Annotated in this window: 13 protein-coding genes, 2 tRNA genes and 3 rRNA genes; 13 read left to right on the top strand and 5 right to left on the bottom strand. The window is 41.2% G+C overall.

Annotated features, from left to right (window positions below):
- Positions 1–44: 44 nt before the first annotated feature.
- The 8 genes from tyrS (at position 45) to ACS125_RS03820 (ending at position 8,355) form a co-directional block, all read left to right on the top strand.
- A complete protein-coding gene (gene tyrS / locus ACS125_RS03855; RefSeq protein WP_443270626.1) occupies positions 45–1,277 on the top strand; it encodes a tyrosine--tRNA ligase in 1,233 nt (410 codons plus the stop codon).
- A 166-nt stretch (positions 1,278–1,443) separates the two neighbouring features.
- Positions 1,444–1,755, top strand: coding sequence for a hypothetical protein (locus ACS125_RS03850; RefSeq protein WP_443270624.1), 312 nt, complete (start codon positions 1,444–1,446; stop codon positions 1,753–1,755).
- Positions 1,756–2,258: 503 nt separating this feature from the next.
- A 16S ribosomal RNA gene (locus tag ACS125_RS03845) occupies positions 2,259–3,796 on the top strand.
- A 59-nt stretch (positions 3,797–3,855) separates the two neighbouring features.
- Positions 3,856–3,932: transfer RNA gene (locus ACS125_RS03840), tRNA-Ile, on the top strand.
- A gap of 55 nt (positions 3,933–3,987) precedes the next feature.
- Positions 3,988–4,063: transfer RNA gene (locus ACS125_RS03835), tRNA-Ala, on the top strand.
- A gap of 352 nt (positions 4,064–4,415) precedes the next feature.
- Positions 4,416–7,308, top strand: a 23S ribosomal RNA gene (locus ACS125_RS03830).
- A 179-nt stretch (positions 7,309–7,487) separates the two neighbouring features.
- Positions 7,488–7,602: ribosomal RNA gene (rrf, locus tag ACS125_RS03825) — 5S ribosomal RNA — on the top strand.
- Together the 16S, 23S and 5S rRNA genes with 2 tRNA genes alongside form the textbook arrangement of a ribosomal RNA operon.
- A gap of 156 nt (positions 7,603–7,758) precedes the next feature.
- The gene (locus tag ACS125_RS03820) at positions 7,759–8,355 is read left to right on the top strand and encodes a glutathione S-transferase family protein (RefSeq protein ID WP_004790266.1); all 597 of its coding nucleotides are present in this window, start codon (positions 7,759–7,761) and stop codon (positions 8,353–8,355) included.
- Between the two features lie 63 nt (positions 8,356–8,418).
- On the opposite strand, the gene ACS125_RS03815 is transcribed toward ACS125_RS03820, so the two are convergent.
- A complete protein-coding gene (locus ACS125_RS03815) occupies positions 8,419–9,111 on the bottom strand; it encodes a TIGR04219 family outer membrane beta-barrel protein (protein WP_174732740.1) in 693 nt (230 codons plus the stop codon).
- A 655-nt stretch (positions 9,112–9,766) separates the two neighbouring features.
- On the opposite strand from ACS125_RS03815, the gene ACS125_RS03810 reads away from it, so the two are divergent.
- Entirely contained in the window at positions 9,767–11,245 is a 1,479-nt protein-coding gene (locus tag ACS125_RS03810; RefSeq protein ID WP_174730797.1) for a sodium-dependent transporter, read from the top strand.
- A gap of 12 nt (positions 11,246–11,257) precedes the next feature.
- Complete coding sequence (locus ACS125_RS03805) at positions 11,258–11,401, top strand: methionine/alanine import family NSS transporter small subunit (protein WP_174730794.1); 144 nt, start codon at positions 11,258–11,260, stop codon at positions 11,399–11,401.
- 40 nt (positions 11,402–11,441) lie between these two features.
- On the opposite strand, the gene rsmB is transcribed toward ACS125_RS03805, so the two are convergent.
- Complete coding sequence (gene rsmB, locus ACS125_RS03800) at positions 11,442–12,746, bottom strand: 16S rRNA (cytosine(967)-C(5))-methyltransferase RsmB (protein WP_443270621.1); 1,305 nt, start codon at positions 12,744–12,746, stop codon at positions 11,442–11,444.
- Complete coding sequence (gene fmt, locus ACS125_RS03795; RefSeq protein WP_174730788.1) at positions 12,743–13,705, bottom strand: methionyl-tRNA formyltransferase; 963 nt, start codon at positions 13,703–13,705, stop codon at positions 12,743–12,745. The genes rsmB and fmt overlap by 4 nt, the downstream gene beginning before the upstream one ends.
- Positions 13,706–14,053: 348 nt before the next feature.
- Between fmt and ilvD the strand changes: the two genes are divergently transcribed.
- From ilvD to ACS125_RS03780, 3 genes are all read left to right on the top strand, one after another.
- Positions 14,054–15,883: a dihydroxy-acid dehydratase gene (ilvD, locus tag ACS125_RS03790; protein WP_013196516.1), complete on the top strand. Its 1,830-nt coding sequence runs from the start codon at positions 14,054–14,056 to the stop codon at positions 15,881–15,883.
- A 322-nt stretch (positions 15,884–16,205) separates the two neighbouring features.
- The gene (locus ACS125_RS03785) at positions 16,206–17,495 is read left to right on the top strand and encodes a hypothetical protein (protein WP_443270619.1); all 1,290 of its coding nucleotides are present in this window, start codon (positions 16,206–16,208) and stop codon (positions 17,493–17,495) included.
- Positions 17,496–17,573: 78 nt separating this feature from the next.
- Positions 17,574–18,305, top strand: coding sequence for a sulfite exporter TauE/SafE family protein (locus ACS125_RS03780; RefSeq protein ID WP_443270617.1), 732 nt, complete (start codon positions 17,574–17,576; stop codon positions 18,303–18,305).
- A gap of 8 nt (positions 18,306–18,313) precedes the next feature.
- Here the strand turns inward: ACS125_RS03780 and ACS125_RS03775 are convergent, their stop codons facing one another.
- Both ACS125_RS03775 and ACS125_RS03770 read right to left on the bottom strand, forming a co-directional pair.
- Positions 18,314–19,204, bottom strand: a complete 891-nt coding sequence (locus tag ACS125_RS03775; protein ID WP_443270615.1) for a LysR family transcriptional regulator — start codon at positions 19,202–19,204, stop codon at positions 18,314–18,316.
- Between the two features lie 79 nt (positions 19,205–19,283).
- Positions 19,284–20,579, bottom strand: a complete 1,296-nt coding sequence (locus tag ACS125_RS03770) for a solute carrier family 23 protein (protein ID WP_443270613.1) — start codon at positions 20,577–20,579, stop codon at positions 19,284–19,286.
- Between the last annotated feature and the right edge of the window lie 116 nt (positions 20,580–20,695).

Here is a 20,695-nt window from a genome sequence, read left to right as displayed (position 1 = left end):
AGACGCTGAAAAAATGTTAGTATATCGCACAAATTGAATAACTGATGTGTTTAGGTTTTGTGATGTCAAATTTCTTGCCCGCCGAAGAACAGCTTGCCCTCATCCAACGAGGCACGCACGAAATTATTTCAGAAGAAGATTTACTGAAAAAGCTCAAAGAGAATCGTCCTCTTAAAATTAAAGCTGGTTTCGACCCTACAGCACCGGATTTACATTTAGGACATACGGTTCTTATTAATAAATTAAAAACTTTCCAAGATTTGGGTCATGAAGTTATCTTCTTAATTGGTGACTATACAGCGATGATCGGTGACCCAACTGGTAAAAGCGCAACTCGTCCGCCGTTGTCACGTGAACAAGTGGAAGCCAACGCTAAAACTTATCAAGAACAAGTTTTCAAAATATTAGACCCGAATAAAACAAAAGTACGTTTTAACTCAGAATGGTTTAATCAAAAATCTGCTGCTGACCTTATTCAGCTAGCAAGTCAGCAAACCGTATCTCGTATGTTAGAGCGTGATGACTTTACAAAGCGTTATAGCAACCATCAGCCGATTGCAATCCATGAGTTTTTATATCCTTTAGTTCAAGGTTATGACTCTATTGCACTTGAAGCTGACGTTGAGTTAGGCGGTACAGACCAGACCTTTAACTTACTTATGGGTCGTACTTTACAAAGCCGTTATGGACAAGAATCTCAAGTGTGTATCACTGTACCGATTCTAGAAGGTTTAGATGGCGTAAATAAAATGTCTAAATCTTTAGGTAACTATATTGGTGTATTTGATACGCCAGGGGCAATGTACCAAAAAGTTTTATCAATGCCAGATTCTTTAATTGAACGCTATTTCGATTTATTAAGTTTTAAATCTCTAGATGAGATCAAAACCTTATTAGATGAAATTGCTGCTGGTCGTAATCCACAAGAAGTAAAACGTATCCTTGCACTTGAGCTAGTTGAACGTTTCCATGATGCAGAAGCTGCGGCTAATGCACATAAAAGTGCTGGTAACCTTATTACAGAAGGTGAAGTACCAGAAGACACCCCAGAGGTGACTATTTCGCGTGGTGAGTTTGGTGGAGAAATCTTTATTGCTACCATTCTACGTGTAGCTGGATTAAATCCAAATGCTGCAGCTGCAAAAGATGCGGTAGCTCGCGGTGCAGTAAAAGTTGACTGGAATGCTGTTGATGCAGGTTTCTCTATAAAAGAAAACGGTACTTTCATTATTCAGTCAGGTAAAAAAGCAATTGCACGTGTCACGTTCACTGACTAAGAGTGTTATGTAATAAAAAAAGCAGGAGTAATCCTGCTTTTTTTATTTAAGGATCCCAAAAAAACAATTCAACGTTCCACGTGGAACAATTTAAAGATCAGTGATTCACTAATAATAAAAGAAGTAAATTAAAAAATAAGAAGAAATATAGAATGGGGTAGAGTATTTGCTCTATTATTTCTTTGGAATCTTTGGAATCTTTGGAATCTTTGGAATCTTTGGAATCTTTGGAATCTTTGGAATCTTTGGAATCTTTGGAATCTTTGGAATCTTTGGAATCTTTGGAATCTTTGGAATCTTTGGAATCTTTGGAATCTTTGGAATCTTTGGAATCTTTGGAATCTTTGGAATCTTTGGAATCTTTGGAATCTTTGGAATCTTTGGAATCTTTGGATTAGAAGAACCTATATATGCCTCTAAGCTCTATAGAAGTCATATAAAACTCAAGATAACCTACATTTCTGAATATAAGAATTAAGAAAAAGTAGTAAAAATGCCTAAAAAAAAGGCACATATATCACTTTTTTCGCAAAATAGTAGAAAAAAGCGGCACTCAAAAGAAAAAGGCTGAAATACCCCTTGCCAAAGGTTTTTAATGGTCTATAATGCACATCCATCGGCGGTGATGCAGATAATAACTTATTGAAAAACAGTTACTTGGAATTAAGTTGGTTGCTTTAAGTGATGAATTTGGTGAGAAGTTGGTTTTGAGACTAAGTTTTAAAAATATCGAAATTACCTGTTGACTTTTAAGAGATTAAGAGTAATATAGCCGACCTAGCTTGCTGGTGACGAACCAGGAAGAAGATCATTAAGAGAATTGAAGAACAACTTGTGTGGATTTTTACTGATTGATTAATCGAAATATTATCATTGATTGATTGGTTTAAATTACTCGAAGTTTATTTGAGCGAAATTTAAGTCAGAAAATTGATGAGCCAGAATTGGCACCTTGTCTTTAATAAGGTGCAAAATGATTTTTAACTGAAGAGTTTGATCATGGCTCAGATTGAACGCTGGCGGCAGGCTTAACACATGCAAGTCGAGCGGGGTGATGGTGCTTGCACTATCACTTAGCGGCGGACGGGTGAGTAATGCTTAGGAATCTGCCTATTAGTGGGGGACAACATTTCGAAAGGAATGCTAATACCGCATACGTCCTACGGGAGAAAGCAGGGGATCTTCGGACCTTGCGCTAATAGATGAGCCTAAGTCGGATTAGCTAGTTGGTGGGGTAAAGGCCTACCAAGGCGACGATCTGTAGCGGGTCTGAGAGGATGATCCGCCACACTGGGACTGAGACACGGCCCAGACTCCTACGGGAGGCAGCAGTGGGGAATATTGGACAATGGGCGGAAGCCTGATCCAGCCATGCCGCGTGTGTGAAGAAGGCCTTATGGTTGTAAAGCACTTTAAGCGAGGAGGAGGCTACTTTAGTTAATACCTAGAGATAGTGGACGTTACTCGCAGAATAAGCACCGGCTAACTCTGTGCCAGCAGCCGCGGTAATACAGAGGGTGCAAGCGTTAATCGGATTTACTGGGCGTAAAGCGCGCGTAGGCGGCTAATTAAGTCAAATGTGAAATCCCCGAGCTTAACTTGGGAATTGCATTCGATACTGGTTAGCTAGAGTGTGGGAGAGGATGGTAGAATTCCAGGTGTAGCGGTGAAATGCGTAGAGATCTGGAGGAATACCGATGGCGAAGGCAGCCATCTGGCCTAACACTGACGCTGAGGTGCGAAAGCATGGGGAGCAAACAGGATTAGATACCCTGGTAGTCCATGCCGTAAACGATGTCTACTAGCCGTTGGGGCCTTTGAGGCTTTAGTGGCGCAGCTAACGCGATAAGTAGACCGCCTGGGGAGTACGGTCGCAAGACTAAAACTCAAATGAATTGACGGGGGCCCGCACAAGCGGTGGAGCATGTGGTTTAATTCGATGCAACGCGAAGAACCTTACCTGGCCTTGACATAGTAAGAACTTTCCAGAGATGGATTGGTGCCTTCGGGAACTTACATACAGGTGCTGCATGGCTGTCGTCAGCTCGTGTCGTGAGATGTTGGGTTAAGTCCCGCAACGAGCGCAACCCTTTTCCTTATTTGCCAGCGAGTAATGTCGGGAACTTTAAGGATACTGCCAGTGACAAACTGGAGGAAGGCGGGGACGACGTCAAGTCATCATGGCCCTTACGGCCAGGGCTACACACGTGCTACAATGGTCGGTACAAAGGGTTGCTACCTAGCGATAGGATGCTAATCTCAAAAAGCCGATCGTAGTCCGGATTGGAGTCTGCAACTCGACTCCATGAAGTCGGAATCGCTAGTAATCGCGGATCAGAATGCCGCGGTGAATACGTTCCCGGGCCTTGTACACACCGCCCGTCACACCATGGGAGTTTGTTGCACCAGAAGTAGCTAGCCTAACTGCAAAGAGGGCGGTTACCACGGTGTGGCCGATGACTGGGGTGAAGTCGTAACAAGGTAGCCGTAGGGGAACCTGCGGCTGGATCACCTCCTTAACGAAAGATTGACGATTGGTAAGAATCCACAACAAGTTGTTCTTCATAGATGTATCTGAGGGTCTGTAGCTCAGTTGGTTAGAGCACACGCTTGATAAGCGTGGGGTCACAAGTTCAAGTCTTGTCAGACCCACCATGACTTTGACTGGTTGAAGTTATAGATAAAAGATACATGACTGATGATGTAAGCTGGGGACTTAGCTTAGTTGGTAGAGCGCCTGCTTTGCACGCAGGAGGTCAGGAGTTCGACTCTCCTAGTCTCCACCAGAACTTAAGAGAAGTTCGGATTACAGAAATTAGTAAATAAAGATTTAGATCTTGGTTTATTAACTTCTGTGATTTAAGTATCACGGTATTAAGCATGACCTGACGAAGGCATGTTTATTCATTAACAGATTGGCAAAATTGAGTCTGAAATAAATTGTTCACTCAAGAGTTTAGATTAAGCAATTAATCTGAATGAATTGAGAACTAGCAAATTAACTGAATCAAGCGTTTTGGTATATGAATTTAGATTGAAGCTGTACAGTGTTTAAGTACACAGACAACAGATAGTAGCGATGAAGAATCGCACGGACAACACTCACTTGTAAGTGTTGACGACTGTTTGGGGTTGTATAGTCAAGTAATTAAGTGCATGTGGTGGATGCCTTGGCAGTCAGAGGCGATGAAAGACGTAATAGCCTGCGATAAGCTCCGGGGAGGCGGCAAATATCCTTTGATCCGGAGATTTCTGAATGGGGGAACCCACCTACTTTAAGGTAGGTATTGCAACATGAATACATAGTGTTGCAAGGCGAACGAGGGGAAGTGAAACATCTCAGTACCCTTAGGAAAAGAAATCAATTGAGATTCCCTTAGTAGCGGCGAGCGAACGGGGATCAGCCCATTAAGTTATGTGTGTTTTAGTGGAACGCTCTGGGAAGTGCGAACGTAGAGGGTGATATTCCCGTACACGAAAGGGCACACATAATGATGACGAGTAGGGCGAGGCACGTGAAACCTTGTCTGAATATGGGGGGACCATCCTCCAAGGCTAAATACTCCTGACTGACCGATAGTGAACCAGTACCGTGAGGGAAAGGCGAAAAGAACCCCTGTGAGGGGAGTGAAATAGATCCTGAAACCGCATGCATACAAGCAGTGGGAGCCGACTTGTTCGGTGACTGCGTACCTTTTGTATAATGGGTCAGCGACTTATATTCAGTAGCGAGGTTAACCGTATAGGGGAGCCGTAGAGAAATCGAGTCTTAATAGGGCGTTTAGTTGCTGGGTATAGACCCGAAACCAGGCGATCTATCCATGAGCAGGTTGAAGGTTGGGTAACACTAACTGGAGGACCGAACCCACTGTCGTTGAAAAGCCAGGGGATGACTTGTGGATAGGGGTGAAAGGCTAATCAAGCCTGGTGATAGCTGGTTCTCCCCGAAAGCTATTTAGGTAGCGCCTCGGACGAATACCATAGGGGGTAGAGCACTGTTTCGGCTAGGGGGTCATCCCGACTTACCAAACCGATGCAAACTCCGAATACCTATGAGTACTATCCGGGAGACAGACTGCGGGTGCTAACGTCCGTAGTCAAGAGGAAAACAATCCAGACCGCCAGCTAAGGCCCCAAAATCATAGTTAAGTGGGAAACGATGTGGGAAGGCATAGACAGCTAGGAGGTTGGCTTAGAAGCAGCCACCCTTTAAAGAAAGCGTAATAGCTCACTAGTCGAGTCGGCCTGCGCGGAAGATGTAACGGGGCTAAAACTATGTGCCGAAGCTGCGGATTTGACTTTTAGTCAAGTGGTAGGGGAGCGTTCTGTAAGCCGATGAAGGTGTATTGAGAAGTATGCTGGAGGTATCAGAAGTGCGAATGCTGACGTGAGTAACGACAAAACGGGTGAAAAACCCGTTCGCCGAAAGACCAAGGGTTCCAGTCCAACGTTAATCGGGGCTGGGTGAGTCGACCCCTAAGGCGAGGCCGAAAGGCGTAGTCGATGGGAAATTGGTTAATATTCCAATACTTCTGTGTAATGCGATGAGAGGACGGAGAAGGTTAAGTCAGCCTGGCGTTGGTTGTCCAGGTGGAAGGAAGTAGGCATGCATCTTAGGCAAATCCGGGGTGCTCTATGCTGAGATCTGATAGCAAGCTGTACTTGTACAGCGAAGTGGCTGATACCATGCTTCCAGGAAAAGTCTCTAAGCTTCAGTTACACAGGAATCGTACCCGAAACCGACACAGGTGGTCAGGTCGAGTAGACCAAGGCGCTTGAGAGAACTCTGCTGAAGGAACTAGGCAAAATGGTACCGTAACTTCGGGAGAAGGTACGCTGCTGACGGTGATGACCCTCGCGGTCTGAGCTATTGGCAGCCACAGAAACCAGGCCGCTGCAACTGTTTATTAAAAACATAGCACTCTGCAAACACGAAAGTGGACGTATAGGGTGTGATGCCTGCCCGGTGCTGGAAGGTTAATTGATGGGGTTAGCGTAAGCGAAGCTCTTGATCGAAGCCCCAGTAAACGGCGGCCGTAACTATAACGGTCCTAAGGTAGCGAAATTCCTTGTCGGGTAAGTTCCGACCTGCACGAATGGCATAATGATGGCGGCGCTGTCTCCAGCAGAGGCTCAGTGAAATCGAAATCGCTGTGAAGATGCAGTGTACCCGCGGCTAGACGGAAAGACCCCGTGAACCTTTACTGCAGCTTGACATTGAACTTTGACCTTACTTGTGTAGGATAGGTGGGAGGCTTTGAAGTTGGAACGCTAGTTCCAATGGAGCCGTCCTTGAAATACCACCCTGGTAATGTTGAGGTTCTAACTCTGCCCCGTAATCCGGGGCGAGGACCATGTCTGGTGGGTAGTTTGACTGGGGCGGTCTCCTCCTAAAGAGTAACGGAGGAGTACGAAGGTGCGCTCAGCGTGGTCGGAAATCACGCGTAGAGTATAAAGGCAAAAGCGCGCTTAACTGCGAGACCCACAAGTCGAGCAGGTACGAAAGTAGGTCTTAGTGATCCGGTGGTTCTGTATGGAAGGGCCATCGCTCAACGGATAAAAGGTACTCTGGGGATAACAGGCTGATACCGCCCAAGAGTTCATATCGACGGCGGTGTTTGGCACCTCGATGTCGGCTCATCTCATCCTGGGGCTGAAGCAGGTCCCAAGGGTATGGCTGTTCGCCATTTAAAGAGGTACGCGAGCTGGGTTTAGAACGTCGTGAGACAGTTCGGTCCCTATCTACCGTGGGCGCTGGAAATTTGAGAGGATCTGCTCCTAGTACGAGAGGACCAGAGTGGACGAACCTCTGGTGTACCGGTTGTGACGCCAGTCGCATCGCCGGGTAGCTATGTTCGGAAGGGATAACCGCTGAAAGCATCTAAGCGGGAAGCCTACCTCAAGATAAGATTTCCCTAGGACTTTATGTCCTCTAAAGAGCCGTTCGAGACTAGGACGTTGATAGGTTGGATGTGGAAGCATAGTGATATGTGAAGCTGACCAATACTAATTGCTCGTGAGGCTTGACTATACAACACCCAAGCAGTTGTATATAAAGCATCAATCGATTCATTAATATGCAAAGCAACTTGATTTAGTTATACGCTTAGCTAAAATGAACAAATAAAGTAAGATTCAATCAGCCCATCTGTAAAGATTTGGAAAACGCATCGGCATATTAAGACCCATGCAAGTATCCATACCAGTTGTGCTGGCGACCATAGCAAGAGTGAACCACCTGATCCCTTCCCGAACTCAGAAGTGAAACCTCTTAGCGCTGATGGTAGTGTGGGGTTTCCCATGTGAGAGTAAGTCATCGCCAGCTCATTATTCTAAACACCCCGGTCTCGAAAGAGATTGGGGTGTTTCCTTATGGGAAATTAAATGAGAAAAAATGAAACTGAAAATATTATGAAAGATTCATGCTATAAATAATAAGAAAATTACATACTTAAATATGAATAACAAGGGAAAAGCATCTATGATAATTTATGGTGATGTAGGTTCAGGGAATTGTTATAAGGTTAAACTATTACTTTCCTTATTAAATATTAAACATAGATGGGTCCATATTGATATTTTAAAAAAAGACACTCAAACAGCAGATTTTTTATTCTTAAATCCTAATGGAAAAATACCTGTACTGGTTCTAGATGATGGTCGTGTTTTAAGTGAATCTAACGCTATTTTAGGTTATCTGGCGGAGGGAACAGAGTTTATTGCTACAGATTCCTATACGAAAGCAAAAATGTATCAGTGGATGTTCTTTGAACAGTATAGTCATGAACCATTTATTGCAGTTGCTCGTTTTATTAATAAATATTTAGGATTACCACCAGAAAGAATAGAGGAATATCATAATTTACAACCGAAAGGCCATAAAGCACTATCTATTATGGATAAAGCTTTAGTAAAGCATGACTATCTTGTTGGAAGTCAATTAACTATTGCTGATATTGCCTTATATGCATACACGCATGTTGCGGAGGAAGGTGGTTTTGATTTGGAGCTATATCCAAATATTCAAGCGTGGTGCCAAAGAATTCGAAAATATTCAGGTTATGTAGGCATGGGCTAATTAAAAAAGGACTTTATAAGAGTCCTTTTTTATATAGGAAGGAAACTTCGAATCCGTGCCAAGTTAGAAATGGGCTTCTAAACCGATATACGGACCCTTAAATTCAAACTTAAGATCATTATTATCGTAGTCATCTAAATCAATGTTGAGTACGCGATATCCTGCTGTTAAACCAAGATCAATGAGTAAATTATCTGCAAATTTATATTTTACTTCTGCTAATGCATCTGTGATTCGTGCATCATCAAAGTTTGTATAGGTTGCTTCACCTTTAGCACTTAAGCCTGTAAATGGAAGTTTAACTTCACCAGATAAATAAGCAATAGGATATGTTTTATCAATATCCACGCGTTTACCTGTATAAGCAGTAATATCACCATTTAGTACAGTTGCACCAAGTCCAGCATCTACACTCACAATATTGTCTAGTAACTCATAGTAAAGGATAAAATCGCTATGATCCAAATCAACTTTATAGTTGGCTTGACCCAAAGTTTCCGATTTAGTTTGAGTATCTAAATTTACGTAACGAATTTTTGCATTTGGAATAAATGGAATTGGATGCTCTACTGCTAATGAGATTTGAGCACTGCCTTTTTGATCTAGATCTTGATCATCAGGAAATTGAGATGACATATTCGCTTTACCATCATAAAACCAGTAGCCGACATCTCCCTTTACTCCTACAAAGTCTGCTTGAGCAAAGCCACTTAAGCCCATCCCGAGCGTTAATAAAGATATTTTTAATATTTTCATTTTTACATCCGCATAAAAGAAATCTTTGAGCGCATGATATAGACATCTTGCTACTGATGCATTGATAAAAAATAAAGATCTGGTACGTATAATAGGAATAAATTTTTATACAGAGAAAAAGTTCATTTATTTCAAATGATTATTATTAGATGTTTAATTTGGGAGATTCTGATTAGCTAAAAATTTTAGTATAAATTTTGTCATTTAATTATATGAGGGTATTAAGTCTAATTTGAAAAATCAGAGAGGTATGAATAAATTAGTGGAGAAGTAGAGTAATTAAGGACACTTTTTTAAGAGTTGGAAGAAAATGTCATTAAATAAAAATATTGATCTACAAGTAGTAGAACGTAAATATCAGCTGAAAAATAACCAATTGTGAAAAAAACTCAGAAAATTCGTAAAATTTCTGACGGAAATTACAGTAAAAAGAAATAAAAACAGGTATTGTTCAGCTATATAGGGGCAAAAAATGGACAAAAATCTTTAAGGAAGAATTTTCTATTTTTGCTTGTTTGTTAAGGGAATAAAAATACTCAAAAGGTTCATTTTATTTTCTACAAACACAAAAGTATTTTTTGGTTCTTTTTTTGCATGCGGAATAACAATCAACAATAGCAGTAAAAATAAGTAATCTTTTAACATTAGGTGTTCTATGACAGATTCTCGTGAAAACTGGACGTCACGATCTGGTTTTATTATTGCAGCCGTTGGCTCGGCTGTGGGTTTAGGTAATATTTGGCGCTTTCCATACGTTGCTTATGAAAATGGTGGTGGTGCGTTTCTTATTCCCTATCTACTAGCACTCATTACTGCTGGTTTACCGTTACTATTTTTAGATTATGCGGTAGGGCATCGTAGTACTGGTTCACCTCCTAAAGCATATCGTGCCTTATTTAAAGGCGGGGAAACATTAGGTTGGTGGCAGGTTTGTGTCTGTATCATTATTGGTTTGTACTATGCAAGTGTGCTCACTTGGGCTGGTAGTTATGTTTACTTCTCTATTGGTCAAATGTGGGGAAGTGATCCAGAAGGTTTCTTCTTTAATACTTATTTGCAAACCTCAAAAGCAACCGGCTTTGATTTACAGTTTGTAAGTCATTTATTCTGGCCAATTGTTGGTATTTGGGCGCTTACTTTAATCATTCTTTATGGTGGTGTGAAAAAAGGGGTGGAGTTATCAAATAAGATTTTCATGCCTTTATTATTCATTCTCTTCACTATTTTAGTGATTCAATCATTACGTTTACCAGGCGCAGCTCAAGGCCTAAATGCTTTCTTTACGCCAAACTGGTCGGCAATGATGGACTATAAAGTTTGGTTAGCTGCTTATGGTCATACCTTCTTCTCTTTATCTGTTGGTTTCGGAATCATGGTGACGTATTCATCATATTTGAAACCTAAAACGAATTTAACGGGCTCTGGTTTAATTGTTGGTTTTGCTAATGCATCAACTGAAATTTTGGCTGGTATCGGTATTTTTGCTGCATTAGGCTTTATGGCACATGCTGCGGGTACAGAAGTTAAAGATGTTGTAAGTGGCGGTATCGGTCTAGCATTTATTGCATTCCCGAAAATCATTTCAAGCTTAGGAGAAAGTGCTGATTTATTTGGTCTTTTGTTCTTCTCTTCATTATTCGTTGCTGGTATTTCTTCGATGGTAAGTATTTTGGAAGTACCTATTGCTGCAATGCAAGATAAGTTGAAGTGGGGCCGTAAGAAGGCTGTAACCATTATTGGTGGTGGTAGTGCGCTTGTATCAATTATTTTATTCTCAAGTGTAAACGCAATTAAGCTAGTTGATATCGTTGACCACTTTATCAACAATATTGGTATTGTGGGTGGTGCCTTCATATCGATTATTTGTATTGTTTGGTTTAACCGTTCTGCTTTGGTTAAATTGCGTGATCACATCAATAGTATTTCAACGATTCAATTAGGTAAGGGGTGGGATTTCACTTTAACAGTCATTACATCATTAATCTTGTTAACTACACTTAGTATGACTGTATTTAATTTGATCAAAAATGGCTATGACACTTATAGTATGAGCTTACAAGGTATATTCGGCTGGGGCAGTGTGATTTTCTGTGCAGTTGTTGCTATCGTGTTAAGTAAAATGAAAGATCGCTAGGAGGATAGAATAATGAATACTTCAGCAATCGTAATGATGGTAATTTCAATGGTGTTTGTATGGGGTGGATTAGCTTTATCCATCTTACATTTAACAAAACATCCTGAAGAGTTAGATAACGTTTTAGATGAAGTAAAAGATCAGCACACACTTTGAGGCTGAGCGAGTAAAAAAGCAGGCTTTAAGCCTGCTTTTTTTATGCAATTTTTTGAATTTTACAATAATAAAATCCATCGCCAGATTGTGCTTGCGGTAATAATTGTCGGCCATGAATTTGTTCAAGTCCCCAATTCGCTTCAATTTTAACTTCTTTCGCATCAGTATGTTCTGCAAAGAAATTTATCATTTGATGTTCATTTTCAGCTTTTAAAACTGAACAGGTAATATAGAGCAATGTGCCTCCAACATTAAGCTGTTGCCACATGTGATTCAAGATTTGCTTTTGCAGTTCAATAGTTTGAGCTATATCGCTAGATTGGCGCAATAGGCGTATATCAGGATGACGACGAATAACTCCTGTAGCAGAGCAGGGTGCATCGAGCACGATACAATCTACTGGCTGTGCAGGCACCCATTGGGTTGCATCCGCAGCCAGAATTTCAGTGTGGCTTTGATCGAGTGCTAAACGATTTAAATTCTCAGTCACACGGACTAAACGACTCGGGTCCTGATCAATGGCAATAAGCTGAGCAGGTGTAAAATTTTCGAGTAAATGAGCTGTTTTACCCCCGGGGGCAGCACAAGCATCAATAATCGTTTTATTGTTTAAATCAGGCAATAAGGTTGCACATAGCTGCGCATGTTCATCTTGTACAGAGAACCAGCCCTGTTCAAAACCAGGTAACTGAGTGATTTGTACAGATTGCTCAAGAACAATACCTGCTTCAGACAAAGTACATGCACGTGTCTGAATTTCTAAACTCTGTAATTTTGCTAAATAAGTATCACGGCCAATATGTCGTTGGTTCACTCGTAAGGTTAAAGGCGCAACTTGTTTTAATGATTGGCAGAGCACTTCGGTTTGTTCGCCCCAATCCTTTTTTAAGCGTTTAAAAAGCCAACTTGGTAAGCCATGTGCTTGTTGTAAACCTTGCTCGAACTCATCAGTTTCACGAGTAGCTCGGCGCAAAATAGCATTTACAATACCACTGAGTGCAGGGAACCCAAGTTGTTTAGTCGCATCTACTGTTTCCGAGATGGCAGCGTGCGCTGCAATACGCGTGCATAAAACTTGATAAAGACCAACGTATAGGCAGGTTTCTACTGTCTCATTGTTTAAAGGTTTGCTCAGCAAAGGTAAGCTAATTGATTTAAGAGCAAACCATTGGCGCAATGTACCTAAAACGAGCTCATGAAATAAAGCACGATCGCGCTCTGCGACTTGATTGAGCTGTATATTTAAAATACTAGCCAACGATTGACCTTGCTGGACTTTTAATAATGTCTGGACGACTTGAGCACGCAGGTTAAAACGTGAGGAATTTGAGGTAACCTGACTCATGGCAAAATTTGTCCTACGTGAAGTTTTTGAGTTTGTGCAATTTGTTGAGCATTCAATGCTTTACCACCCGGCCATTGCACGCTAGTCAAACAAATAAATGAATCTTGACCACAAGCAACGTGTACGCCTTGTTTATCGATTGCAATAATTTCACCAGCTTGAGCATTTGCTTGGCTTTGAGTAGAAGTGGCTGAGTTCCAAACACGCATCGCATTATTTTCATCAAGTTGAACAAAAGCGACGGGCCAAGGATTAAATGCACGGATATTTCGGTCAATTTGCACAGCTTCAGTTGACCAGTCAATACGAGCTTCTGATTTCACTAATTTATGTGCATAGACCGTTAAGCTTTCGTCTTGAACTTCGCGTTCTGCTAAATATTTTTGTAGTGTTTCTTCCGACTCGAGTACCGCACAAATTGCCATTGCACCTTGAGCGGCTAGTTTGTCGTGTAAAGTCGCTGATGTATCTTCGGGTATGATTGGACAGTAGGTTTTATACATCATATCGCCTGTATCTAAACCAGCTGCCATTTGCATGATAGTGATTCCGGTTTCTTCATCACCCGTTGCAATTGCACGCTGAATTGGTGCTGCACCGCGCCAGCGTGGTAATAGTGAGCCGTGAATATTTAAACAGCCATATTTCGGTGTATCGAGCACAGTTTGTGGAAGGATCAAACCATAGGCAGCAACTACCATGACATCTGCGCCTAAAGCGGCCAGTTCTTGTTGAGCTGCTAAACCTTCTTCAGTTGAAGCTTTGAAATGAAGCGGTTGATAGACAGGAATATTATGTTCAAGTGCAAGCTGTTTTACAGGAGATGGCGTTAGTTTTTGTCCACGACCCGATTTACGATCTGGCTGAGTATAAACCGCGATAATTTCATGGGAAGTTTTTAATAATGCCGCCAATGCTGTTGCAGCAAATTCGGGGGTGCCAGCAAAAATAATTTTCACAAATGCAATCCAAAAAGAGTTTATGGGTAGTATACGTGAAAAACGTTTGAAGCCCTAAACTCACAGCTATTGAGAGATTTGATTTTTAAATAGTGAACAAAAAATTATTGAAAAACTTTTATTGATAAAAAAAGGTTATGAAAAAATAAAAAATTATTCATGTAAGTTTTGCTAAATATTGACTGACTATTACGGTTCTTGGCTTTCCGAATATTATTTGCTTCTATAGAATGGAGAATGATCAAATTATGATGATGAGTCAATATTCCGACTGATCTAACGCTATATCAGTATCATTCAGCCAGAGTGGGAGAAATTCCGCTCAAGCACAACTTGTTGGAAACACTAATGCCTGACTATCGTTCAAAAACATCGACACACGGAAGAAATATGGCTGGCGCACGTGGCTTATGGCGTGCAACAGGAATGAAAGATGAGGATTTCGGCAAACCGATTATTGCGGTGGTCAACTCATTTACTCAATTTGTTCCGGGCCATGTACACCTTAAAGATTTAGGGCAACTAGTCGCAGCAGAAATTCAGGCAGCAGGTGGTGTTGCTAAAGAGTTCAATACGATCGCAGTAGATGACGGGATCGCAATGGGGCATGACGGCATGCTTTATTCACTACCATCACGTGATTTGATTGCTGACTCAGTTGAATATATGGTGAATGCACACTGTGCAGATGCCATGGTGTGTATTTCAAACTGTGACAAGATTACTCCGGGAATGCTCATGGCTGCGATGCGTCTGAATATTCCTGTTGTTTTTGTGTCTGGCGGACCAATGGAAGCGGGCAAGGTCAAGTTCCGTGGGAATGAAAAAGCGATTGACCTTGTTGATGCAATGGTCGTTGCAGCTGATGAAAGTTATACAGACGAAGAAGTTGAAGAATTCGAACGTTCAGCATGTCCAACATGTGGTTCATGTTCAGGTATGTTTACTGCAAACTCAATGAACTGTTTAACTGAAGCTTTAGGTTTATCTTTACCGGGTAATGGTTCGATTGTTGCGACACATGCAAACCGCAAGAAACTATTCTTAAAAGCAGGCCAACTTATTGTTGAATTGGCTAAGCGCTATTACGAACAAGAAGATGCAAGTATTCTACCTCGTTCAATTGCAACCAAGGCTGCGTTTAAAAATGCGATGACCCTTGATATTGCAATGGGTGGTTCAACTAATACGGTTCTACATTTATTGGCTGCGGCAAGCGAAGCTGAAGTTGATTTTACCATGGACGACATTGACGAATTATCACGTCGAGTTCCTGTATTGTCTAAAGTAGCGCCTGCGAAACAAGATGTTCACATGGAAGATGTTCACCGTGCGGGTGGCATTATGGCCATTTTGGGTGAGCTTGACCGTGCGAAGTTACTTGATGTATCTGTACCGACTGTACATGAGAAAACTTTGAAAGATGCATTAGATAAGTGGGATATTATCCGTACTGAAGATGCAGATGTATATGAGTTCTATCGCTCATCTCCAGGTGGTGTTCCAACTCAAGTTGCCTTCTCGCAAAATCGTTATTATTCAACATTAGATGGCGACCGTGAAAAAGGCGTTATCCGTAATGCAGAACATGCTTTCTCTAAAGATGGTGGTTTAGCAGTTCTATACGGCAACATCGCGCTTGATGGTTGTATCGTGAAAACTGCGGGTGTAGATGAATCGATCTTGAAATTTACGGGCACAGCGCGTGTATTTGAGAGCCAAGATGCCGCTGTAGATGCAATCTTGGGTCATGACATTAAGGCTGGTGATGTTGTTGTGATTCGTTATGAAGGCCCACGTGGCGGTCCGGGTATGCAAGAAATGCTTTACCCAACCAGCTACCTTAAATCGAAAGGTTTAGGAAAAGACTGCGCATTGGTGACAGATGGTCGTTTCTCTGGGGGTTCATCAGGTCTTTCAATTGGACATGTTTCGCCAGAAGCTGCTGAAGGTGGTGCAATTGGTTTGGTAGAAGATGGCGATACCATTGAAATCGATATTCCGAACCGTACTATTCACTTAAACGTTGATGATGCGACTATGGCGCACCGTCGTACAGTTCAAGAAGCGAAAGGCTGGCATCCGAAAGAAGAACGTAAACGTAAGGTATCAAAAGCGTTAAAAGTTTATGCAATGCATACAACAAGTGCAGCGAAAGGAGCTGTACGCGTTCTATAAAATATTCAATTTTATTAATTGAATAGAAACTATGCATCCATTTGCATGATGAATTATTATCATGCTGATGGGTGCATTTTTTACATCTGTTGGAAAAAATAGGCTTGTAGATGAAGGTCTTGCAAGTCATTCTATGGGTTTGCCATAAAATGATGATAAAATCTTCACCGATGCAGAAATACATGCAATAACACGATTTTTGTTTTGCGTAAGCAGAGCTCTTCAACAACATTTTGTATATGAAGTTTCTGCGGCACTTAGTACTGCGATCAAAGCAGTTTTTTGGTCTTGCTTAGGATTATTTTTTAGAGGCTCTACTCTCATGTCACTGCTACGCCGTTGGTTTGACCCTATCCGATCGAGTTGGTTTTACCAAAAACCTTCACGTCAAGCGGTGTTACCCACGGAAAATGGTTTAAGTATTTATTTACGACTTGATGATGTATATAGCTATTTAGCTGTTCAACAACTATCTCAGCTCGATGAGATTTTAAGTGATGAACTTAAGCCCTTAAAAATTATTATTTCCCATACTGCTTCTGAACCTCCAAATGGTATGTCGCATGAAGAATGGCAAAATTATTGTTTGAATGATGCCAAAATATTAGCTAAACAACACCGTTTTGCTTTTGATGAATTTCCAGAAATCCCAAGCCAAGAATCTTTAAAACAAGCCGCCGTCATATTAAAAAGAACCCCATTACAAGGTCAGAATTTCTTACATTTACTTGAAGATATTTTTCACATGCTTTGGCAGCAGCAATACGGAAAGCTACGTACTTTACATGCCATGGCAGTTAAACATCAGCTTCCTCAACATTTTTCAGAACGTATTTTTACGGATGAGCCTGTACCGGCAGCTTACTTTGAGTTTGGTGGACGTAAATATCATGCAGTAGATGATTTATTACGTTTAACCCGTCGTCTAAAACAGCAAAAATTACTAACCGGCAATCCGATCTTTTTAATTAATCATATCGAATGGCGTGAGCATTTAATTAATGATGCTGAGGCACTTACTGAAATTCAGACACTTCGTCCTGAACTTGATTTATATATTGCCTTAGAAGATCCAATGAGTTGGCTGTTGCTTGCCTATATTAAGGAAGAGCTGGCTGATTATTACGACATTCAATTAAAAGTTTACCCTTTAAGCTACCAAGGCCGAGACTGGTTTGACTGGAGTTTGGCAACACGTGTTTCTAAACGAACAGACGTCGCTTTTACTCCTTTTTGCCGCCCTACAGAAGAAAGTACGCTTGAAATGGCAAAGCTTTTTTATAGTGTGCAAGAAAATCAGCAAATCGATACGATTTTTACGATTTTGCAAGCGGTTTGGACAAAAGGCAAAGATTTATCTTTCCAAAAGCATTTCCAAGAATTACAGCAGCAGCTGGGAATTGAGCAGTTAACCGAGCAGGATGTGCCAGCTGTTCTGGCACAAAATGATGCTTTTTGCAAAGATAAGCATCAGCCTGATTTACCAGTTCTAGAGTTGCGTATTGATGAGCAAAGCTATGTATTTAATAGCTTGTACCGCGTTTGGATGATTGAAAGTATTTTTAGTAATGTTTTAGAAGAAAAATACAAAACGGCCTCAACTTCTAATTGAGGCCTACTCCTAAAAACAAGAATAGGGCAAAGCCTGTTTTTTCCGTAGCATAACCTTGTAAGGAATCGGAGATAAACAGTGACATTTCTAGCAATTATTATGGTGGTGTTTGCCTTTGCTGGCATGATTAAAGGCATGATCGGTTTAGGGCTGCCCGCAGTATCGATGGGCTTACTCACCATCGCAATGAGTCCTTTTCAAGCAGCCTCTTTACTCATTGTTCCTTCAATGGTCACCAATGTTTGGCAGCTTTTTGCTGAAGGACATGTCTGGGCTTTTATTCGCCGTTTCTGGACCTTACTCGTAGGCATTGTGGTGGGTTCAATATGGAGTTTTCTACCGACTTTAAGTCAAAGTCATGGGCACAGTAGTGAGATTTTATTGGGCTGTATGTTGGCCTTATATGGCCTTTATGGACTGTGTGTCAAAAAGCTTCCACATTTAGGGAAACATGAGCGTTGGCTATCGCCGATTATTGGTTATATTGGTGGGGCAGTGACCGTAGCAACAGGCGTTATTATTATTCCGATTGTTCCTTATTTGCAGTCTTTGCATTTAAAACGTGACGAGTTGGTTCAGGCTTTGGGATTAACCTTTACGGTGTCTACCATTTGTCTTGCTATTTTCTTACACCAAAACCCGATGTCTGGAGTAACACTGGACTATCGTTTATCTTTTGCTGCGTTGGTGGCTGCACTCGGTGGAATGTGGTTAGGTAAAAAAATTCGCTATCGACTCAACGAGCAATTATTTCGTCGTATCTTTTTTATAGGTTTGGTGTCATTAGGGCTTTATATGATTTTGCATTAAGCCAATTTTTAAGGGCGATGCTGTAATAAAAAGTCTGCAAATTGTTGGTAACTGTTAGGCAGCTGATTGAAATTTTGTGTGGCTAAAAGCAGTTTACGATTTGCCCACGCACCTAGCAGTTGGATCGAATGAAAATCATAATCTGATTGCAAACGCTGTGCAGCACGAGCTGGCATAATCGCAATTCCCACACCTTTGGCGACAACCTCAGCAATTGCACTAAAGTTAGGTAAACGCAAACGGTACTGTATGTTAAAGCCTAATAGCTTAGCTTGAGTTTCAATGGACTGTTGCAAAGAGTGGTGGGGTTTAAGACCAATAAAACCATAGCTTAAAGCCTCTACCAAATTCAGCTCTTGGTATTGAGCTAAATTGTGGGTAGTAGGGCAAATCAAAACTAACGGATCACTCGCAAATTCCTTAGTTTGCAAATGTCGGGTACCAAAAAAACTTGAGACTAGACCTAGACTCGCAATTCCTTGGGTTAATGCATCTACAATTTCTGAGCTTTCTGCCTCATGTAAATCAATATTCATTTCTGGATGAAGCACCAGATATTGCGGTAATAACGTAGGCAAATATTCACTTTGAGCAGAAGAGTTACACCAAAGCGTTAATGCCTCTGTGGTAGGGTGCCTAAACCGCTGCATTTCTTGTTCGAGTTGATCTTTTTGTACTAAAAGCTGACGGGCATGTTCTACAAAAGCATGTCCAGCTGTGGTGAGTTCTACCCCAGTGGTTTGGCGAATAAATAAGGGTGTCTCAAAATATTGTTCGAGTTTTTTTATACGCTCGCTCGCTGCTTGAAGTGAAATAGCAGAGCGGTCTGCACCTTTGGTTAGGCTACCAGTCGAGACAATATGAAGAACCAACTGTAAATCAAAAAAATCAAAACGCATGATAGGAACGTATTGAAACGCAAAAATTCATCATACTAAATCGTAATGAAAAAAGGCAGCTTACGCTGCCTTTTTGAACTTAGGTTTTATCTTTTAAACTAAACAACCAATTTAGAATAATGGCTGCAAATGTTGCGGTACCAATACCACCTAAATTGAAATTACCAAACATTAATTCAAAATTTCCGGCACCTAAAATAATTGTTACTGAAGCAACAATCAGGTTTTTATTGTTAGAAAAATTAACTTTGTTTTCAATCCAGATTTTTGCACCAGCAATAGTAATTAAACCAAATACAACAATAGATGCACCTGTTAAGACAGCACTTGGAATCGTACTAATTACCGCGCCAAATTTTGGAGATAAACCCAAGAAAATGGCGAAGACACCTGCAATCACAAAAACAATGGTTGAGTACACACGAGTGACTGCCATGACCCCAATGTTTTCGCCGTAAGTGGTCATCCCTGTAGCACCGACACTACCAGAAAGCGTTGTTGCTAAACCATCTGCAACAAATGCTTTGCCTAATTGTGGCGTCAGGTTCTCACCAGTCATTGCACCAACAGCTTTAATATGGCCTAAGTTTTCTGCTACTAAAATAAGCGCAACTGGCGCAATAATTAGCATTGCTTTGGTATCAAAAGTAGGATGTGAAAAGCTTGGAATTCCGAACCATGCAGCTGCTGAGATTTGGCTAAAATCAATTGGTTTACCAAAACCTAGCCCATTGGTGGTGATAGCGTAAATTGCATAAGCCAAAATTAAACCGACCAATAGAAGAAGACGTTGCAATAAGCCACGCGTAAAGACTGCAATACTACCCATACAAAGTACGGTAATTAAGGCCATCCACATTTCAAATGGTTGGCCTGCAACACCTTTAATGGTAACGGGTGCGAGGTTTAGACCAATAATCATCACAATGGCGCCAGTCACCACAGGCGGCATGAGTTTTTCAATCCAGCGTGTACCCGTAAGCATCACAATAAAACCGATAATGGCATAAAACACACCACATGCTACGATTCCGCCTAAAGCCATAGAAAGGTTTGGATTGGCACCTGAACCTGTAATATGTCCAGTTGCTGCTGCAACCACACCAATAAATGCAAAACTTGAGCCTAAGTAACTCGGAACACGACCACCCGTAATTAAAAAGAACAGGATGGTACAGATCCCAGACATTAAAATGGCAAGGTTAGGATTAAAGCCCATGAGTAATGGTGCTAAAACAGTTGCTCCAAACATGGCAAATGCATGTTGAATACCTAAAATAGCACTCTGAACTGGAGGGAGATATTCGTTGGTAGAGACCGGTCGGTGGTCAATATCACCTTGGTAAGGCTGCCATTTTGGAAACCAATTGGACATAAAATAAGCTCATTATTCTTTAATTGGTGCCATGATACTCTTTCTTGAGAATGCATTTAATCTCTAGAGAGAAGTATGTTAGTGAAAAATAATTATTTTTTAACGATTGGTATAAT

Source organism: Acinetobacter sp. PFS20, assembly GCF_052261015.1.
In the GTDB taxonomy this organism is placed as follows: Bacteria; Pseudomonadota; Gammaproteobacteria; order Pseudomonadales; family Moraxellaceae; genus Acinetobacter.
Note: the sequence above shows the minus strand (reverse complement) of the source record. Positions and strands in the feature narration are given on the sequence as shown.